Annotated in this window: 17 protein-coding genes; 4 read left to right on the top strand and 13 right to left on the bottom strand. The window is 72.1% G+C overall.

The features are described 5' to 3' along the window. The first annotated feature begins 1 nt into the window (after position 1). On the top strand, positions 2-778 hold the full coding sequence (locus NRP21_RS19365) for an HpcH/HpaI aldolase family protein (RefSeq protein WP_257717877.1): 777 nt from the start codon (positions 2-4) through the stop codon (positions 776-778). Positions 779-833: 55 nt separating this feature from the next. Here NRP21_RS19365 and NRP21_RS19360 read toward each other — a convergent pair whose 3' ends face one another. The 3 genes from NRP21_RS19360 to NRP21_RS19350 form a co-directional block, all read right to left on the bottom strand. After that, positions 834-2,471: a Na+/H+ antiporter gene (locus tag NRP21_RS19360; RefSeq protein WP_257717876.1), complete on the bottom strand. Its 1,638-nt coding sequence runs from the start codon at positions 2,469-2,471 to the stop codon at positions 834-836. A gap of 62 nt (positions 2,472-2,533) precedes the next feature. Beyond that, positions 2,534-4,036, bottom strand: coding sequence for a tripartite tricarboxylate transporter permease (locus tag NRP21_RS19355; protein WP_257717875.1), 1,503 nt, complete (start codon positions 4,034-4,036; stop codon positions 2,534-2,536). Between the two features lie 31 nt (positions 4,037-4,067). Continuing rightward, positions 4,068-4,688, bottom strand: coding sequence for a tripartite tricarboxylate transporter TctB family protein (locus NRP21_RS19350; RefSeq protein ID WP_257717874.1), 621 nt, complete (start codon positions 4,686-4,688; stop codon positions 4,068-4,070). A gap of 278 nt (positions 4,689-4,966) precedes the next feature. Here NRP21_RS19350 and NRP21_RS19345 point away from each other — a divergent pair, with 278 nt between their 5' ends. Next, positions 4,967-6,160, top strand: a complete 1,194-nt coding sequence (locus NRP21_RS19345; RefSeq protein WP_257717873.1) for a M20 metallopeptidase family protein — start codon at positions 4,967-4,969, stop codon at positions 6,158-6,160. Continuing rightward, positions 6,157-7,146, top strand: a complete 990-nt coding sequence (locus NRP21_RS19340; protein WP_257717872.1) for a ketopantoate reductase family protein — start codon at positions 6,157-6,159, stop codon at positions 7,144-7,146. Before NRP21_RS19345 ends, NRP21_RS19340 begins: the two co-directional genes overlap by 4 nt. Positions 7,147-7,214: 68 nt before the next feature. Here NRP21_RS19340 and NRP21_RS19335 read toward each other — a convergent pair whose 3' ends face one another. The 3 genes from NRP21_RS19335 to NRP21_RS19325 all read right to left on the bottom strand — a co-directional run bounded on the left by NRP21_RS19335 (position 7,215) and on the right by NRP21_RS19325 (position 8,858). After that, positions 7,215-7,523: a hypothetical protein gene (locus NRP21_RS19335; RefSeq protein WP_257717871.1), complete on the bottom strand. Its 309-nt coding sequence runs from the start codon at positions 7,521-7,523 to the stop codon at positions 7,215-7,217. Between the two features lie 106 nt (positions 7,524-7,629). Continuing rightward, entirely contained in the window at positions 7,630-8,601 is a 972-nt protein-coding gene (locus tag NRP21_RS19330) for a hypothetical protein (protein WP_257717870.1), read from the bottom strand. Positions 8,602-8,621: 20 nt separating this feature from the next. Beyond that, positions 8,622-8,858, bottom strand: a complete 237-nt coding sequence (locus tag NRP21_RS19325) for a hypothetical protein (protein WP_257717869.1) — start codon at positions 8,856-8,858, stop codon at positions 8,622-8,624. A 112-nt stretch (positions 8,859-8,970) separates the two neighbouring features. Between NRP21_RS19325 and NRP21_RS19320 the strand changes: the two genes are divergently transcribed. Further along, positions 8,971-9,303 carry a DUF1491 family protein gene (locus NRP21_RS19320; protein ID WP_257717868.1) on the top strand — a complete coding sequence of 111 codons (333 nt, stop codon included), beginning with the start codon at positions 8,971-8,973 and terminating at the stop codon, positions 9,301-9,303. Between the two features lie 25 nt (positions 9,304-9,328). Here the strand turns inward: NRP21_RS19320 and NRP21_RS19315 are convergent, their stop codons facing one another. The 7 genes from NRP21_RS19315 to efp all read right to left on the bottom strand — a co-directional run bounded on the left by NRP21_RS19315 (position 9,329) and on the right by efp (position 15,903). After that, positions 9,329-9,574: a hypothetical protein gene (locus NRP21_RS19315; protein WP_257717867.1), complete on the bottom strand. Its 246-nt coding sequence runs from the start codon at positions 9,572-9,574 to the stop codon at positions 9,329-9,331. Positions 9,575-9,633: 59 nt separating this feature from the next. Beyond that, the gene (locus NRP21_RS19310; protein ID WP_257717866.1) at positions 9,634-11,361 is read right to left on the bottom strand and encodes a peptidoglycan -binding protein; all 1,728 of its coding nucleotides are present in this window, start codon (positions 11,359-11,361) and stop codon (positions 9,634-9,636) included. Between the two features lie 16 nt (positions 11,362-11,377). Beyond that, a complete protein-coding gene (locus tag NRP21_RS19305; protein WP_257717865.1) occupies positions 11,378-12,517 on the bottom strand; it encodes a MotA/TolQ/ExbB proton channel family protein in 1,140 nt (379 codons plus the stop codon). A 5-nt stretch (positions 12,518-12,522) separates the two neighbouring features. Beyond that, positions 12,523-13,161: a hypothetical protein gene (locus NRP21_RS19300; protein WP_257717864.1), complete on the bottom strand. Its 639-nt coding sequence runs from the start codon at positions 13,159-13,161 to the stop codon at positions 12,523-12,525. A gap of 46 nt (positions 13,162-13,207) precedes the next feature. Next, a complete protein-coding gene (locus NRP21_RS19295) occupies positions 13,208-14,389 on the bottom strand; it encodes a GAF domain-containing sensor histidine kinase (protein ID WP_257717863.1) in 1,182 nt (393 codons plus the stop codon). 61 nt (positions 14,390-14,450) lie between these two features. Further along, entirely contained in the window at positions 14,451-15,329 is an 879-nt protein-coding gene (locus NRP21_RS19290; RefSeq protein WP_257717862.1) for an inositol monophosphatase family protein, read from the bottom strand. Positions 15,330-15,333: 4 nt separating this feature from the next. Then, positions 15,334-15,903: an elongation factor P gene (gene efp / locus NRP21_RS19285; RefSeq protein WP_257717861.1), complete on the bottom strand. Its 570-nt coding sequence runs from the start codon at positions 15,901-15,903 to the stop codon at positions 15,334-15,336. Positions 15,904-16,041: the final 138 nt, after the last annotated feature.

Raw genomic sequence — 16,041 nt, 5'->3', positions numbered from 1 at the left:
CATGAGGGGGACGCGTGTGGCGAATGCGCTGAAGGAGGCCTGGAAGGCCGGGCGGCAGACGGTGAACGGGTGGCTCTCCATCCCCTCGGCCTTCTCGGCTGAGCTGATGGCGGGACTCGGGTTCGACAGCCTGACGGTGGACCTGCAGCACGGGGTCCAGGACTACATGTCGGCCGTGGAGTGCTTCCAGGGAATGCAGCGGCACGGGCCTGTCCCCATGGCCCGCCTGCCGTGGAACGAGCCGGGGATCGCGGGCAAGCTGCTGGATGCCGGCGCCATGGGGCTGATCTGCCCGATGGTGAACACGAAGGAGCAGGCCGAGGCCTTCGTCTCCGCCTGCCGCTACCCGCCGGCGGGCACGCGCTCCAACGGGCCGGTGCGGGCGGGGATCTACGGCGAGGTCGGGCGGTACTTCTACACCGCGAACGACGACATCCTGTGCCTGCCGATGATCGAGACGCGGGAAGCGGTGGCGAACCTGGACGCCATCCTCGACGTGCCGGGCGTGGACGGGATCTACATCGGGCCGACGGACCTCGCGATCTCCCACGGCTATCTGCCGCCCGTGATGGAGCGGGAGGACAAGGAGATGCTGGATCTCTACGAGAAGCTGATCCGCGCCTGCCAGGACAAGGGCAAGTTCATCGGCCTGCACGCCATCACCGGGGCCTACGTGAAGCGGATGCACGCCATGGGCTTCAACTACGCGACCATGGGGAGCGACCTCAACGCCATGATCTCCGGTGCGCGGGCGCAGCTGGCTGCACTGAAGGGGTAAGGCATCCCGCCCGGCGGCCGCGGCCAGGATCCGGCTTGACCGGAGCGCGCCGCGGTCAGGCGAGTTGGTTGAGTTGCTGTGTCAGGCGCAGTTCCTCGTGGTCGGTCTCGCCCACGAGTCCGACCAGGAGTTCCTCCGGGATCGGCTTGGCGCCGTGGTGGTCCAGCAGGGCCTGGCGCCCGGCACGGAGGGCGGCGAGGCGGATCTGGAGGCGGGCCTGCAGCTCGGCCTGCGGTCCGCCGGCCGCCACCCCGCCGAAGACGCGGTCGATGTCCCGGAACTCCCCCACGAGATCGCGGGCGATGGCGCCGTCGAGCGGGCTGTCCAGGCGGTCCTGCACCTCGGCAAGGGCGGCGTGGGCCATCAGGCGCCGGGCGGCGGCCTCCTGGGCGCCCATGCCGTTCTTGCGGGGTTCCATCACGCCCAGGCGGAGGATGAGCCATTCGAGGGTGGTGCCCTGGACCACCAGGGTCGCGAGGATGGCGACGAAAGCGAGGAAGATGAGGAGGTCGCGGTGGGGCACCTCCAGCGGCAGGGCGAGGGCGGTGGCGAGGGAGACGACGCCGCGCATGCCGGCCCAGCCGATGATCGCGGCATGGGCCGGCCGGGGCAGGGCGTGGTCATGGGACAGGGAAGGGAAGAGGCGCGGCAGGTAGGCGAAGGGCATCACCCAGGCCAGGCGCGAGACGACGAGGGTGAGGGAGATTGCGAGGGCGGCGAGGAGAACAATGAGGGCCGGTTCCCTCTCCAGCCGTTCCAGGATGCCGTTGAGCTGCAGCCCGACGAGGATGAAGACGAGGCTGGTGAGGGTGAACTCCACAAAGCTCCAGGTGGCCAGGGCTTGCACCCGGGTCTGGGGCGCGAGGAGGGCGCGCTGGCGGCCGGAGACGATGATGCCGGTGGTGACGACGGCGATGACGCCGGACACGTGCAGGGCTTCCGCCGCCATGAACGCCGCATAGGCGATGAGGAAGGTGACGGCGACCTCCAGCGCCGTGTCCTCCAGCAGCGGCAGGAGGCGTGAGGCGGCCCATGCCACGGCCCAGCCGACGGCGAGCCCGCCGAGGGCGACGCCGAGGAAGGTGAGGGCGGCGATGGCGGGGCTGACGCTGGCGGTGGCCAGCGCCCCGACGGCTAGGCGGAAGAGGACGAGGGCGGAGGCGTCGTTCACCAGGCTCTCGCCCTCCAGCACCGTCACGATGCGGCGGGGCAGGTGCAGGCGCTGCAGGATGGCGGAGGCGGAAACCGCATCGGGCGGCGCGACGACGGCGCCGAAGGCGATGGCGGCCGCCCAGGGCAGGTCCGGCAGGAGGAGCTTCGCCACGAGGGCCACGCAGGCGGCGGTGAAGAGGACGGCGCCGACGGCGAGCAGCAGGATGGGGCGGAGGGAGGCACGGAACTCCTCCCAGTCCGTGCGCCAGGCGCTGGCCTGGAGCAAGGGGGGGAGGAAGGCGGCCAGCGCCAGCTCGGGGTCCAGCTCCACCCGCGGGATGCCGGGGACGAAGGCCAGGGCCATGCCGCCGACGATGAGGACCACCGCATAGGGCAGCCGCGTGCGCCGGGCCAGGACGGCCAGGGCGATGCAGGCCGCCAGCAGGGCCAGGACGATCTCGAGGAGATGCATGGGGGAACTCTGGCGCCGCGCGGCGGCCGGCGAAAGGACGAGGGTGCCGTGCCCGTGCGGTGCGGGCATGAAAAAGGCCGCCCCGGCTTCCCGGGGCGGCCCATTCGTTCCGCGGCGTGAACCGCGCGGGGTTACTCCGCCAGGGCCTTGTCCTTGCCGGCGCGCAGGCCGGGCAGGAGCATGGCGGCGAGGACGATCGCGCCGAGGGCGAGAAGCGTTGCGCTGATCGGGCGCTCCACGAAGACGATCGGATCGCCGCGGGAGAGCAGCATGGCGCGGCGCAGGTGCTCCTCCATCATCGGGCCGAGCACGAAGCCGATGAGGAGAGGGGCGGCCTCCATCCGGAGCTTGGAGAAGATGTAGCCGAGGATGCCGAAGAACAGGGTCTGGTAGACGTCGAAGACCGAGTTGTTCAGCGAGTACACGCCGATGGCGCAGAACACGAGGATCGACGGGTAGAGGTACTTGTAGGGCACCTGCAGCAGCTTCACCCACATGCCGATGAGCGGCAGGTTGATGACGAGCAGCATCAGGTTGCCGATCCACATGGAGCAGATCAGGCCCCAGAACAGGTCCGGCTGGGCCTCCACCATGCGGGGGCCGGGCTGGATGCCCTGGATGATCAGCGCGCCGACCATCAGCGCCATCACGGCATTGGCCGGGATGCCGAGGGTGAGCAGCGGGATGAAGCTGGTCTGGGCGGCCGCGTTGTTCGCGGACTCCGGACCGGCCACGCCCTCGATGGCGCCGTTACCGAACTCATGACGGTAGCGGCTCATCTTCCGCTCCATCATGTAGGAGCCGAAGGCGGCGAGGGAGGCGCCGCCGCCGGGCAGGATGCCCAGGACGGAGCCGACCACCGTGCCGCGCAGCACGGAGGGGACGGCGCGCTTGAACTCATGCCCGGTCAGCCACAGGCTGCCGACCTTGCCGGACATGACCGAGCGGGCCTCGGGGCGCTCCAGGTTCAGGATGATCTCGCCGATGCCGAAGATGCCCATGGCGATGGACACGAAGCCCAGGCCGTCGGAGAGCTCAGGCACGCCGAAGGTGAAGCGCTGCTGGCCGGTCTGCACGTCCGTGCCGACGAGGCCGAGGGCGACGCCGAGCACCACCATGGCGATGGACTTCAGGATCGAGCCCTGGGCCAGCACCGCGGAGATGATCAGGCCGAGCAGCATGAGCGAGAAGTAGTCCGCCGGGCCAAAGGAGAGCGCCACCTGGGTAAGCAGGGGGCCGGAGGCCGCGACGAGGACGGTGGCGACGGAGCCGGCGAAGAAGGAGCCGACCGCCGCGATGGTCAGCGCCGCGCCCGCGCGCCCGTTGCGGGCCATCTTGTAGCCCTCGAGGGTCGTGACGACCGACGAGACCTCGCCCGGCAGGTTCAGCAGGATGGCGGTGGTGGAGCCGCCGTACTGCGCGCCGTAGTAGATGCCGGCGAGCATGATGATGGCGGTGGTGGCGGGCTGGCCGAAGGTGATCGGCAGCAGCAGCGAGATGGTGGCGACCGGCCCGATGCCGGGCAGCACGCCGATCGCCGTCCCGATCAACGCGCCGAGAAGCGCGAAGAGCAGGTTGTCCAGCGTCAGGGCGACGCCGAACCCGTGCGCCAGATTTGAGAGAAGCAGTTCCATGGTTTTGTTCTGGCCCTTCCTTTCTTGGCGCTTAACCGAAGATGGTCGGCCACAGCGGAACCCGGATGTCGAGTTCCTTGATGAAGACGAACCAGCAGAGGACGCACAGGAAGACCGTCATCCCGGCGATGCTGATCGGGTTGTGCTCACGGTCGGCCATGGCGGAGATGATGCAGAGGAGGATGATCGCGCAGATCAGCCCCAGCGGCTCCAGCGCGAGAGCGAAGACGGCGAAGGAAGCGAGGGTCAGCCCCAGCGGCCGCCAGGCCGGCGAGATAGCCAGGATCAGCAGGGCCACAAGGCAGGCGGCGCCGATCTGGACGTAGTTGTTGTTGTAGCCCACCGCTTCCATCACCCGCCAGATCACGACGCCAACGGCGACGCTGATGGCGAGGGTGGTGAAGTCCAGCTTCGTCCAGCGCTCCAGCGGGTCGGGCCCGCCGGTCAGGCCGACGAGGAAGACGATGAGGCCGAGGCCGAACTGCAGCCAGAAGACGAGCATCGGCATGTAGCCGGGGCCCATGCGGCGCGCAGTGCCGAGCGTGTGCTGCTCCAGGCCCAGGCCCAGGAAGCCGCCGTTGATAAACAGACCTGCCGCGGCGAGGAACATCAGAATGCCCCCTGCCCAAAGGTCCTTGGCGCTGATCTTCATGAACTCTCCACCCCTAAGTCCCTCAAACAAACCGTCCAGCAGGAGGGGCGCCGGGGGATGAGGGGTGGATATGCTGCCGCCCACGGAAGCCCGAAATGGGCTCCGCGGCCGGCATCTTCCGTGCCTCGTCCGTGATTCCTGACGCTCCCCCCGAAAGAGAGAGGTGGCGCAACCTATTTGCCTGCGCGCGATGCCACAAGCGTTGGATTGAGGGGCTTCTTGTCATGGATGCTTCTTCACCTACGATGCAGCGCAACATCGTTGCGAGATTCCATGTCATGACAGCCGCGCAGGTTACGGGAATCAATGAGCCGGGCCGCCGGATCGCGGAGGAGGCGGCGGCGCTGCTGCCGGCGCTCTCCGCGATCCGGCGTGACATCCATGCACACCCCGAACTCGCCTTCGAGGAGGTGCGGACGGCGGGAATCGTGACGGCCGAGCTGGCGCGGCTGGGGATCCCGCACCGCACGGGGCTGGGGAAGACCGGCGTGGTGGGAATAATCGAGGGCGGGCGGCCCGGGCCGACGCTCGCTATCCGAGCAGACATGGACGCGCTGCCGATCCACGAGGAGACGGGCCTGCCCTTCGCCAGCACGGTGGACGGGAAGATGCATGCCTGCGGGCACGACATCCACACGGTGACCCTGCTCGGCGTGGCGGAGGTGCTGAAGGGAATGGCGCCGATGCTGGCCGGGCGGGTGGCACTGGTGTTCCAGCCGGCGGAGGAGGTGCTCGGCGGTGCCGCCGCCATGATCGCGGACGGGGCGGCGGAGGGGATCGACCTGGCGCTCGGCTTCCACAACCACCCGGACATGCCGGTGGGGGAGACGGGCTTCGCGCGCGGGTCCTGCCTCGCGGCCTCGGACCGGTTCGACCTGGTGGTGCGCGGGAAATCCGGCCACGCGGCGCATCCGGATGCGGCGGTGGACCCGATCGTCGCGGCGTCCAACTTCGTCTCGCAGGTGCAGACCGTGGTGAGCCGGGAGGTGAACCCGCTGCACCCGGCCGTGGTGACGATCGGCATGTTCCAGGGCGGCACCACCTACAACATCATCCCCGAGCGGGTTCACCTCAAGGGGACCGTCCGCACGCTGGACGATGGGACGCGGGAACTGGCGGAGGCGGCGATCCGGCGGCTCTGCGCGGGCCTTGAGGCGGGGTTCCGGGTGGAGTGCGCCCTGGACTACCGCCGGCTGGTGCCGCCGCTGGTGAACGACGACTCCGTGCTGGACCGGGTGCTGGCCGCCGTCTCCGCCCAGCTGGGCGAGGCGCCCAAGGCCGGGGTACCGAGCATGGGGAGCGAGGACTTCGCGGAGTTCGCGCGGATCGTGCCCTCCGCCCATCTGCGGATCGGCTCCGGCGCGCCGGGGCGGGCGGACAAGCTGCACAATGCCGGGTATCAGCCGGACGAGGGCTGCATCGCCATGGGCGTGCAGGCCCTCTCGCGCGCGGCGCTGGAGATTTTGGCATGAGGGTCTGCGTTTTCGGGGCCGGGGCGATCGGCGGGCACCTGGCCGGGCGCTTGGCGCGCGGCGGGGCGGAGGTGAGCGTGGTGGCGCGGGGTGCCGCCCTTTCAGCCATCCGGGAGAAGGGGCTGACGGTGGAGGCGCCGGACGCGACCTTCACGGTGCGGCCCGACGCCAGCGACGATCCCGCCGCGCTCGGGCCGCAGGACGCGGTGGTGGTGACGGTGAAGGGATACCAGCTGCCGGGCGTCGCCGCCGCGATCGCCCCGCTGCTGGGGCCGCAGACGGCGGTCGCCTTCGTGATGAACGGCATCCCCTGGTGGTACTTCGACCGGCATGGCGGGGCGCTGGACGGTCGCGCGCTGCCTGCGCTGGACCCGGGCGGCGCGGTTCGCGCGGCCGTGGGGGTGGAGCGGACGATCGGCGGGGTGGTCTATTCCGCCTGCACGGTGAGGGAGCCCGGCCACGTTCACGTGGAGAACGCGAAGGGCAAGGTGATCCTGGGCGAGCTCGACGGCAGCGTCAGCGAGCGGGCGAAGGCGCTCTCCGCCGCGCTCTCGGCCGGGGGCGGGCTGTCGAGCCCGGTGGTGCCGGACATCCGGCGGGAGGTGTGGATGAAGCTCGTCTCCAACATCTCCTTCGGGCCGCTCTGCCTTCTCTCCCGGCAGGGGATCGGGCCGACGCTGGCGGAACCGGCGCTGCGGGCCGCCGCGGTGCGGGCTCTGGAGGAGGCGGGGACCATCGCGCGCGGCCTGGGCCTGCCGCTCGACTTCGACGCCGATGCGCGGGTGAAGGGCTCCGAGCCGGTCGCGCACAAGCCTTCCATCCTGCAGGACATGGAAGCGGGCAAGACGGTGGAGATGGAGGCGATGCTGGTGCAGCCCCTGGCCCTGGCCCGCATGGCGGGGGTGGAGACGCCGACGCTGGATCTGCTGGTGGGGCTGGCGCGGAAGGCGGCCGAGGCTTCGGGGCAGTACGTTCCGGCGGGCTGAGCGCCGGGCATGAAAAAGGCCGGACGGGGCGACCCGTCCGGCCCTTCTCTCGGAATCCGCTCCCGGGCCTACCAGCCGTAGCCCACGCGGGGCGGGTAGTAGTAGGCCGGCGGGGGCGGCGCGTAATAGACCGGCGGCGGGGGTGCGTAGACCACCGGCGGCGGTGCGTAGTAGGCGCGCGGCGCGTAGTAGGCCGGCGGGGCCAGGGCGGCGCCCGCGATGGCCCCGAGGGCGAGGCCGCCCACGATGGCACCGGCGACGGCGCCGCCACCACCGTGGTGGTGACGGTGCCAGCCCTGGGCCTGGGCCGGGGCGGCAGTGGCCGTCAGCGCGGCTGCCGCGACGCCGGCGAGGGCGAGAGTGCGAAACCTGTTCATCCGACCAGCCCTCCGGGGCTTCCTTGATGCTGCGATCCTGGCGGCGAAGTGGCGCGGGATTATGGCAGGGGCGGGGTGACTTCGTGTCCTCCCGTGGCGGCCTGCCTCATGGTGCCCGCCGCGTTTCGTCGTGGACCGAATATGGGGTGGCGGCGCCGGGAAGGGGAGAGGGCAATGCGGTCTGCCCGAGCACCCAGCCCTCCCAGGTGCGGATCCAGGGATCGTCGGGGATGAAGTCCGGCCGGTCACCGTCCAGCACCGCGATCACGCAGAGGAGGCCGAGGAGGCTGTCGAACCGGTCCTCCCCCGCCGTGTCGTCGCCGAAGCCGGAGGCGAGGGCCGCTTCCAGCGCGGGGCTGGGAGTGACGCCCTGGCGTGCCATCGCCGCGCGCAGGGCAGGGGCCGCGGCCAGCCGGGCGGGCCGGGAGCGCTTGCTGCCGGAAAGACGGACGCCGAGGTGGCGCATGGCCTCGGCCGGGTAGGTTTCTGCCAGGGTGGCGGTGCCCGGGGCGAGGAGGGCGTGGAGGCCACCTTCGAAGGGCCAGAGGCGATAGGAAGCGCCCTCCATCAGGGCGAGGGCGATCCAGTCGCGCCAAGCGGCGATGGCGGCCTTCCCGGTCTGGTTGGCGCCGAGGGTCCAGAACAGCGGGGCGCCGGCCGGGCGCTCCGAGGTGGCGCGGTCGCAGAGGCGGGAGAGATGCCCAGCGCCGGCGAGGCCCAGGGCGGCGGCGTGGGCGGCGCGGGTCATGCCGCGTAGGCCGACGCGCGGATAGAATGGGCGATCGGGGCCGACCGTCTCCAGCGTGTCGCTGACCTGCAGGAAGCCGGGCGGCAGGGCGCGGAGGAAGGCGGGGAAGCCCGGCTCCGGCCGTACGGCGGCCCAGGCACGGGGAAGGCCGAGGGGGAGGTCCAGGCCGAGGGCGAGGGGCGGGCCCTCCGCCATCAGGGCGGCGGTGCGGGCGGCGGGGTCGCCGACCGGGGCCGGAGCCTCCGCGAGCCAGGCGCCGCGGCGCTTGCGGGCGATGCTGATCCAGCGCTTGGCGGGGTGGGCGGACCAGTCGGCGTGAGCCGCCGTCACCTCCGCCAGGGGAGCGGCGGTCAGGAGCCCTTCAGGGGCTGCTGGGCGCGGTCCAGCAGGCGGCGGAAAAGGTTGGGCTTCTTCGCGGGCTCGACGGCCGCGGCGCGGGCGGCGGCGGCCCCGGCCGCCACGCGGCGCTCCTCCTCCCGGTCCTTTTCCTTCGCGGCGAGCCACTTCTCGAGTGACAGGCCGGCCTTGGCGGCGCGGCGGGCCTCGTAGGCGCGTTGGGCGTCGGTCATGCGCGGCGGGTTGGCCATGCGGGCATCTCACGGAAGAGGAGGCGGCGGATCGCTGGCCCGTGAATGGCGCGACGGCGGGCGGGCATCAAGCCCCTTCCATGGAGCGGCACGGGGTGGGAAGAGGCGGGGCATGGAAGCACGGGTGAAGGCGGGGCTCTGGGCCTCGATGGCGCTGCGGATGGGGGACGCCGCCGGGCGGCCCGGGGCGGTGCTGCGGAAGGGCGATCCGGACAGCGGCGGGATCCTGGTGGTGCTGCGCGGGCGGGAGGGGCTGGTGGCCCTGGCCCAGACGCGGGACGCCCAGGGGCGCCCGGCCTGGGTGCGGGGCACCGGGGCGGCGCCGGTGGATGACGAGGCGGTGGACGCCTACGTCGCGCGGCAGGTGAAGCGCGACCCGGACCTCTGGGTGCTGGAGTTCGAGGCGCCGGACCTGCTGCCGCCCTTCGAGGCGGTGATCCTCTAAGGAAGCGGGCGGGACCCCCGGCGAGTCAGTCGAGTTTCGGGATAACGCTGTCCACGGCCTCGCAGGCCGCGCCGACGCCCTTGCCGACAGCGCAGACGCCGTCCCAGATCAGGCCGCCGGCACGGGCCGCCAGTTCCACGGCCTGGCTGGCACTGTCCAACTGGAGGAGGGTGTCGGTCCAGCCGGATTCGGCCGGGCGTGCGGCCTGCTTGGCGCGCTCCACCTCCTCGGCGTTCGCGACGGCAATGGCTGCGAGCTGGTCTTTGTCCACGACGGGTCCTCCCTTCTCGCACCTGTCGATGGTGGGGGCGGCTTTCAAGCGCGGCCGGGTCAGCGATCCGTGAGGCGCAGCTCGATCCGGCGGTTGCGGGCGCGGGCGGCAGGGGTGTCCGCGGTGTCGAGCGGCTGGAACTCGCCGAAGGCGGTGGCGGCCACGCGGTTCGCCGGAAGGCCGTTCTGGATCATCAGCTGGGCGACCGCGATGGCGCGGGCGGAGGAGAGCTCCCAGTTGCTGGCGTAGCGGGCGCCGGGGCGGACGGGGGAGTTGTCGGCGTGGCCGTCCACGCGCAGCACCCAGTTCGTGCCCTCCGGGATGTGGCCGGCGATGTCCAGCAGCAGGCGGGTGACATTGGCGATCTGCTCCCGGCCCGTGTCGGACAGCTCCGCGCTGCCGATGGGGAAGAGGACCTCCGACTGGAAGACGAAGCGGTCCCCGGCGATGCGGATCTCCGGGCGGTCGCCCAGCACGTCGCGCAGGCGGCCGAAGAAGTCGGAGCGGTAGCGCTGCAGTTCCTCCACCCGGGCGGCGAGGGCGGCGTTCAGGCGCTGGCCTAGGGCGGCGATCTGGGTGTCCTTTTCCCGGTCCTGGGCCTCCTGCGCGTCCAGCGCCGAGGCGACGCGGCGCAGCTCGGCGCGCAGGGCGTCCAGCTGCTGGTTGAGGAGGGCGGCCTGGGCGCGGGCGCTCTCGGCGAGGCGGGCGTATTCCCCGGCCTGGGTCTCAGCGGCGCGGCGGGCCTCGCCCTCCGTGCGGGCGCTGCGTGTGGCCTCGGCGAGGAGAGCCTCGGCGGCGGTTCGGCCGCGGGCCGCCTCGGCCAGGGCGGTCTCGGCGGTGCCGCGGGCGGTGGCGGCGGCCGTCGCGCGGGCCTCGGCGGCCTGCTGCGCGCGGGCGGCTTCGGCTGCGCTGGCCTCGGCCGCCTGGCGGGCACGGGCTGCCTCGGCGGTGGCGGTCTCGGCGGTGCGGCGGCGGCGCTCCTCCTCGCCGGCGCGGGCCAGGGCGTCCCGCGCCTCCTTCTCGGCCTGGTCCCGCAGGGCCGTGAGGGCGCGGAGCTGCTCGCTCAGCCGTGCGATGTCGGCCAGCCGCGCCTCGATGGTCGCGCGGTCCGCCGTGCCCTGCTGGCCCAGGCGCTCGGCCTCGGCCCGGATCGCGGCGAGGTCGCGGCGGGCGGCTTCCAGCGCGGTGCGCGTCTCGGCGAGGCTCCGCTCGGCGCCCTGGCGGGCCGCCTGCTCGGTGGCGAGGGCGCGGCGGGTCTCGGTCAGGCCGCGCACGGTGCGGGCGGTGTCGGCGCCCGCGGCCTCAGCGCCGGAAAGGGCCTCGGCGAGGCGGGATTCGAGGCTGGCGATGCGCTGGGCATTGCCGGAGGCGGCCAGCTCCGCATCGGCCAGCCGGGCCGCGAGCCGGTCCCGCTCCTCCCGCGCCGCATCGCGGGCGGAGGTGGTGCGGGCGGCCTCTCCCTGCAGGGCGGCGAGGTCGCGGCGGGCGGCATCGCGGTCGGCCAGGGTGGCGCGGGCTTCCTCCTGCGCGCGGCCGAGGGCGGCGCGCAGCTCCTCCGCCCCGCCGCGCTCGAGCGAGAGGAGCTCGGCGAGCTCGGCCACCTGGCGGTTCAGCCGGTCCAGCGCGCGGTCGCGCGAGGAGAGGGCGACGGAGAGGAAGCCCTGGGCGAGGACGAAGACGAGCAGGACGAAGATGATGATGATGAGCAGCGTGGCCAGGGCGTCCACGTAGCCCGGCCAGGCGTTGAGGCCTTCGCCCCGGTTGCGGCGGGCGTTGCCTAGGGCCATGGGTCGCGCGCCCCGTTCACGGCTGGGGCGGGGCCTCGGCCATGGCCGCGATGGTGCGGGCCAGGACCTTGATCTCCGAGCGCAGCTCCTGCGTGGACTGGGCGCGGCCCTGGGCCGATTCCTCCAGCAGGCGGGCGAGGTAGAGCTCCACGTTGCGGAGGTGGTTGCGGGAGGCGGCGTCGTGCTCGCCGGTGTCCGCGAGGCGCTGCAGGACGGGGGCGAGGCCGGACTGTGCCTCCGCCACGCGCTGCATCAGCACCTGGCCGGCGCGCATCTGGTCGGTGAGCACGGTCAGGCGCTCGGCGAGGGTTTCGAGGGCGCGGCCGGCGCCGGCGCTGCGCTCCTCGCCCCGGACCAGGATGCGCTGCAGGCCTTCCAGGTTCTCGGCGGTCTGCTCCAGCAGGGCCTGGACATAGGCGGGGACGGAGCCGCCCTCCGCGCCCGAATCGCCGAGCACGCCGGAGGAGAGGCGGGTGACGCCGGCCAGCCACTCCTCCAGTTCGTTGTAGAAGCGGGTCTGGGCCTGGCCGGCGGTGAGGTCGAGGAAGCCGAGCACCAGCGCGCTGGCGAGGCCGAGCATGGAGGAGGAGAAGGCGACGCCCATGCCCTGGAGCGGCTGGGCAAGGCCGGACTTCAGCTGATTGAACAGGGTGGTCACGTCGCCGCTGCCCACAGACATGTTCTGGATCACGTCGGAGACGGAGCCGATGGTGAGGATCAGGCCCCAGAAGGTGCCGAGCAGGCCGAGAAAGATCAGCAGCCCCGTCATGTAGCGTGAGAGCTCCCGCTGCTCGTCCAGACGGGAGGCGATGCCGTCCAGCACGCTGCGCATGGCGCCGGTGGAGAGCATCAGCCGGTCGGGCCGGCGGCTGGCCAGCATGGAGGCCATGGGGGCGAGGAGGCGCGGCGGCGCGGCGGCGGGCGCGCCCGGCTTCGTGGACCGGAAGGCGTTCAGCCAGTCCACCTCGTGCTTGAGGAGGAGGACCTGCCGGATGCACCAGCCCGTGCCGAGGAGCAGCACCGCCAGGATGAGGGCGTTCAGCACGGGGTTCACGGCGAAGGCGTGCCGCAACTCCCCGAAGAGCAGGGCGGCCACCAGCGCCACCACCACGAGGAAGAGCACCATGCGCAGCAGATAGCGGGTGGGGTTCGTCATGGCGCTCAGCCGCCTCTCGGGGCGGGGTTGGGGCGTGGCGATGGCGCGGGCCCCGTGGCGGGAGCGGCGGCCGCCTCCTTCGGGCGGGGGGCGGGTGGGGCGAGGATGTCGATGACGTCCAGCCCTTCGGGCGTGACGCCGAGCGGGCGGAGGTCGATCCGCGTGGGCGCCAGGCCGCCGCGAAGGAGGGAGGCCTTGATCGCGATGGCGCGGGCGAGGCTGGTGCGGCGGGCGACGGACGGGTCGTCGGCCGGGCCACTCACCTGGGCGACCACGGTCACGCGGCCGGTGCTCTGATTGGCGAGGTAGCGGCCGATCGTCTCGATCGACAAGCGGGCGCCGTGGTCCGGCTCACCCCCTCCGGCGCGGCCGGAGAGGCGCCAGCCGCCCGCGTGGCGGCGGGCGAGGTCCGGCGCGAGGGTGAGGTTCGCCACCTCCATCGGCTCGGACGGGCGGGGGCGGGCGGAGAGGTTGGCGGGGTTGGGCGCGGATGCGGCGGGGTCGCCCGGCTCGTCCTCCGCGCCCTCGGCGGGCGGGAAGGAGGGTGGTTCGGACATGGCCGGCTGGGCCATGGCCGTTCCGACGAGGGGGAGAAGGGCCAGGGCCGCGGCAAGGGCGGCCCGGCGCAGGGCGGGGGCGATCACGCCGGCAGGGTAGCCCAGGACGGCACGGGCTTGAAGCGATGTGGCGTCAGGCCGGGATGTGGAGGGTGAAGCGGGTTTCGGTCTCGTCCGAGGCGACCTCGATATGGCCGCCATGGGCCTCGGCGATCTGGCCGGCGATGTAGAGCCCCAGCCCCAGCCCTTGCGAGGCCAGGCCGGCACGGCCCGGCGTGCCGCGGGCGAAAGGGAGGAACAGGGCGGCCCGGACCTCCGGTGGGATCGGCGCGCCGGCATTCGCGACCCAGAGCGCCAGCCGGCCGTCCTTCGCCGTGGCGCCGACGCGGACCGGGCCTTCGGGGGCGCCATGGGCGATGGCGTTGCTCAGCAGGTTGGAAAGAAGCTGGGCGATGCGGGCGTGGTCGGCCACGACCGGCAGGTCCAGGTCGAGGTCGGATTCGATGTCCCGGTCGGGATGGACGGAGCGCAGCTCCGCGATCGCCTGCTCCACCGCCGGCCGGATGGACTGGGCCGGGGCGGCCTCGATGCTCAGGCCGTCGCCCAGGCGGGCGCGGGCGAAATCCATCAGGTTGCCGACGAGGGCGCTCATGCGCGCGACGCTGCCCTGCATGAGGCCGAGGATGCGGAGGCCACCTTCGTCCGTGACGCTGTGGCGGAGCAGCCGTACGCCGGAGGCAATGGAGGCGACGGGGTTGCGAAGGTCGTGCCCGAGGACGGCGATGAACTCCTCCCGCAGCTGGGAGAGGGTGCGCTGGCTTGTCAGCTCGGCCTGGGCTTCGCGCAGCGCCTCCTCGTTCGCGATGTGGGTGCCGATCAGCTCGGCGAAGAGGCGGAACATCCCGATCGTCTCGGGGTTGTTCACCCGCGCGGGGTGCGGGTCGATGGCGCAGAGCGTGCCGAAGAACCGGCCGTCCCGCAGGGTGATGGGGACGGAGATGTAGCTCTGGAAGCCGTATCTCGCCGGGGTGTGGTGGCCGCAGAAGGCGGCGTCCTCCGCCACGTGGTCGATCACCACGGGTTCCCGGCTTTCGCGGATCTCGTTGCAGATCGTGGACTCGATCTGCAGCTCGTCGCCGGGCGCCAGGCCGAAGGCGATGCGGTCGAGGACCTGGCAGGCGATCCAGCGGTCCTCCGTGACACGGGCCACAGCGGCGAAGCCCATGCCCGTGGTCCGGCACACGACGTCCAGGATCATCGGAACCGCCTCGATGCGGCCGATCAGCTCGACGTCGTGCTCGTGGGAATCGCTCATCTCACGCCCTGCCCGGCAAGGGCAGGATCACCGGAAGGGCAGAGCGGTTCAACCCGCGGGATCAGGCAGCAGGGTTTGCGTCGCCGGCCGCCGCGCCACGGCGCTCGGCGACGTAGCCGATGCCCTCGACCACCGCTTCCCGCAGCCTGGCGTGCAGGAAGGGGTTGCCGGCGACGATGTTGCCGGTGGCGTAGGGGTCTTCCTCGCCGGGGCCGGTCACGTAACCGCCGGCCTCCTTCACCATGATGATGCCGGCCGCGCAGTCCCAGGGCTTCAGGCCCAGCTCCCAGTAGCCCTCGTAGCGGCCGGCGGCGGTCCAGGCGAGGTCGAGCGCGGCGGAGCCGAAGCGGCGGATGCCCGCGACGTGGGGCATGAGGCGGGCGAGGGTGGTGGAGAACTCCGCGCGGTGCGGCACCTTCGCGAAGGGGATGCCGGTGGCGAAGAGGGCGGCGTTCAGGTCGCGCCGGCCGGAAACGCGGAGGCGCCGGTCGTTCAGGAAGGCGCCGCGGCCCTTCTCCGCCCAGAACAGCTCGTCGGAGGCGGGGTTGTAGATGACGCCCGCCATGATCTCCGAGGTCTTGTCAGCGGTGCGCTTCTCAATGCCGACCGAGATGCACCACTGCGGGATGCCGTGCAGGAAGTTCGTGGTGCCGTCGAGCGGATCGACGACCCAGCGCCACTCCCAGTCATCCCCGCCGCTCTCGCCTGACTCCTCCATGAGGAAGGCAAAGCCGGGGCGGGCGCGGCGCAGCTCCTCGCGCAGCGTCTCCTCGGACCGCAGGTCGGCCTGGGAGACGAAGTCGCCGGGGCCCTTGCTGCTGACCTGGAGGTTCTCCACCTCGCCGAAGTCGCGCAGCAGGCGCCGCCCGGCCTTGCGGGCAGCGTTCACCACGACGGTCAGCGCGGGGGAGAGTCGTGCGGAGGGTTGTGCGCCGGACACCAGATCAGCCCTTGGCGCGCTCGAGGTAGGAGGCGTCCTCGGTGCGGACGACGATCTTCTCGCCGGCGGTGATGAAGGGCGGAACCATCGTCTTCACGCCGTTGGAGAGGACGGCGGGCTTGTAGGAGGAGGAGGCTGTCTGGCCCTTCACGACGGGGTCGGCCTCCACGATCTCCAGCACCACCGTGTCCGGCAGGTCCATGGAGACGGGCTCGCCCTCGATGAGGCGGACGTTGACCGTCATGTTCTCGACGAGGAAGGGAAGGCGGTCGCCGAGGATGTCCTTGGAGACGGTGGTCTGCTCGAAGGTCTCGGGGTCCATCAAGACGATGTTGTCGCCCTCGGCGTAGGAGTAGGTGAACTCCTTGTCCTCGGTCGTCAGGCGCTCGACAGTGTCGGCCGTGCGCCAGCGCTGGTCCTTCTTCGCCCCGGTCTTGATGTTGCGCATGTCCACCTGGATCACCGCGGCGCCCTTGCCGGGGATCATGATGTTCTGCTTCAGGATCGTGTAGCGCTGGCCCTCGAACTCGATGACCATGCCGGCGCGCATCTGATTGGCCTGCATCTTCGCCATTGGGGGCGTCCTGTTCGTCGTCTGGGGCAGCGCGGGGGTGGCGCCGCGGAAGGGAAGGATCAGGCCGCGGGCTCTACACGCGGGCCCTGGGCTTGGCAACATTCTGGCGGGGTTGCCGGCCCTTCGCGCGGGCCGGCT

The organism is Roseomonas populi (assembly GCF_024594815.1).
GTDB classification, from domain to species: domain Bacteria; phylum Pseudomonadota; class Alphaproteobacteria; order Acetobacterales; family Acetobacteraceae; genus Roseomonas; species Roseomonas populi.
Note: the sequence above shows the minus strand (reverse complement) of the source record. Positions and strands in the feature narration are given on the sequence as shown.

What these genes read in the sequence shown, in the direction of transcription:
- NRP21_RS19295 (WP_257717863.1), bottom strand. Translation starts at nt 14,389, where the DNA reads ATGAGCGATTCCCACGAGCACGACGTCGAGCTGATCGGCCGCATCGAG.
- NRP21_RS19340 (WP_257717872.1), top strand. Translation starts at nt 6,157, where the DNA reads ATGAGGGTCTGCGTTTTCGGGGCCGGGGCGATCGGCGGGCACCTGGCC.
- NRP21_RS19305 (WP_257717865.1), bottom strand. Translation starts at nt 12,517, where the DNA reads ATGACGAACCCCACCCGCTATCTGCTGCGCATGGTGCTCTTCCTCGTG.
- NRP21_RS19350 (WP_257717874.1), bottom strand. Translation starts at nt 4,688, where the DNA reads ATGAAGATCAGCGCCAAGGACCTTTGGGCAGGGGGCATTCTGATGTTC.
- NRP21_RS19365 (WP_257717877.1), top strand. Translation starts at nt 2, where the DNA reads ATGAGGGGGACGCGTGTGGCGAATGCGCTGAAGGAGGCCTGGAAGGCC.
- NRP21_RS19320 (WP_257717868.1), top strand. Translation starts at nt 8,971, where the DNA reads ATGGAAGCACGGGTGAAGGCGGGGCTCTGGGCCTCGATGGCGCTGCGG.
- NRP21_RS19355 (WP_257717875.1), bottom strand. Translation starts at nt 4,036, where the DNA reads ATGGAACTGCTTCTCTCAAATCTGGCGCACGGGTTCGGCGTCGCCCTG.
- NRP21_RS19335 (WP_257717871.1), bottom strand. Translation starts at nt 7,523, where the DNA reads ATGAACAGGTTTCGCACTCTCGCCCTCGCCGGCGTCGCGGCAGCCGCG.
- NRP21_RS19325 (WP_257717869.1), bottom strand. Translation starts at nt 8,858, where the DNA reads ATGGCCAACCCGCCGCGCATGACCGACGCCCAACGCGCCTACGAGGCC.
- NRP21_RS19310 (WP_257717866.1), bottom strand. Translation starts at nt 11,361, where the DNA reads ATGGCCCTAGGCAACGCCCGCCGCAACCGGGGCGAAGGCCTCAACGCC.
- NRP21_RS19360 (WP_257717876.1), bottom strand. Translation starts at nt 2,471, where the DNA reads ATGCCCGCACCGCACGGGCACGGCACCCTCGTCCTTTCGCCGGCCGCC.
- efp (WP_257717861.1), bottom strand. Translation starts at nt 15,903, where the DNA reads ATGGCGAAGATGCAGGCCAATCAGATGCGCGCCGGCATGGTCATCGAG.
- NRP21_RS19345 (WP_257717873.1), top strand. Translation starts at nt 4,967, where the DNA reads ATGACAGCCGCGCAGGTTACGGGAATCAATGAGCCGGGCCGCCGGATC.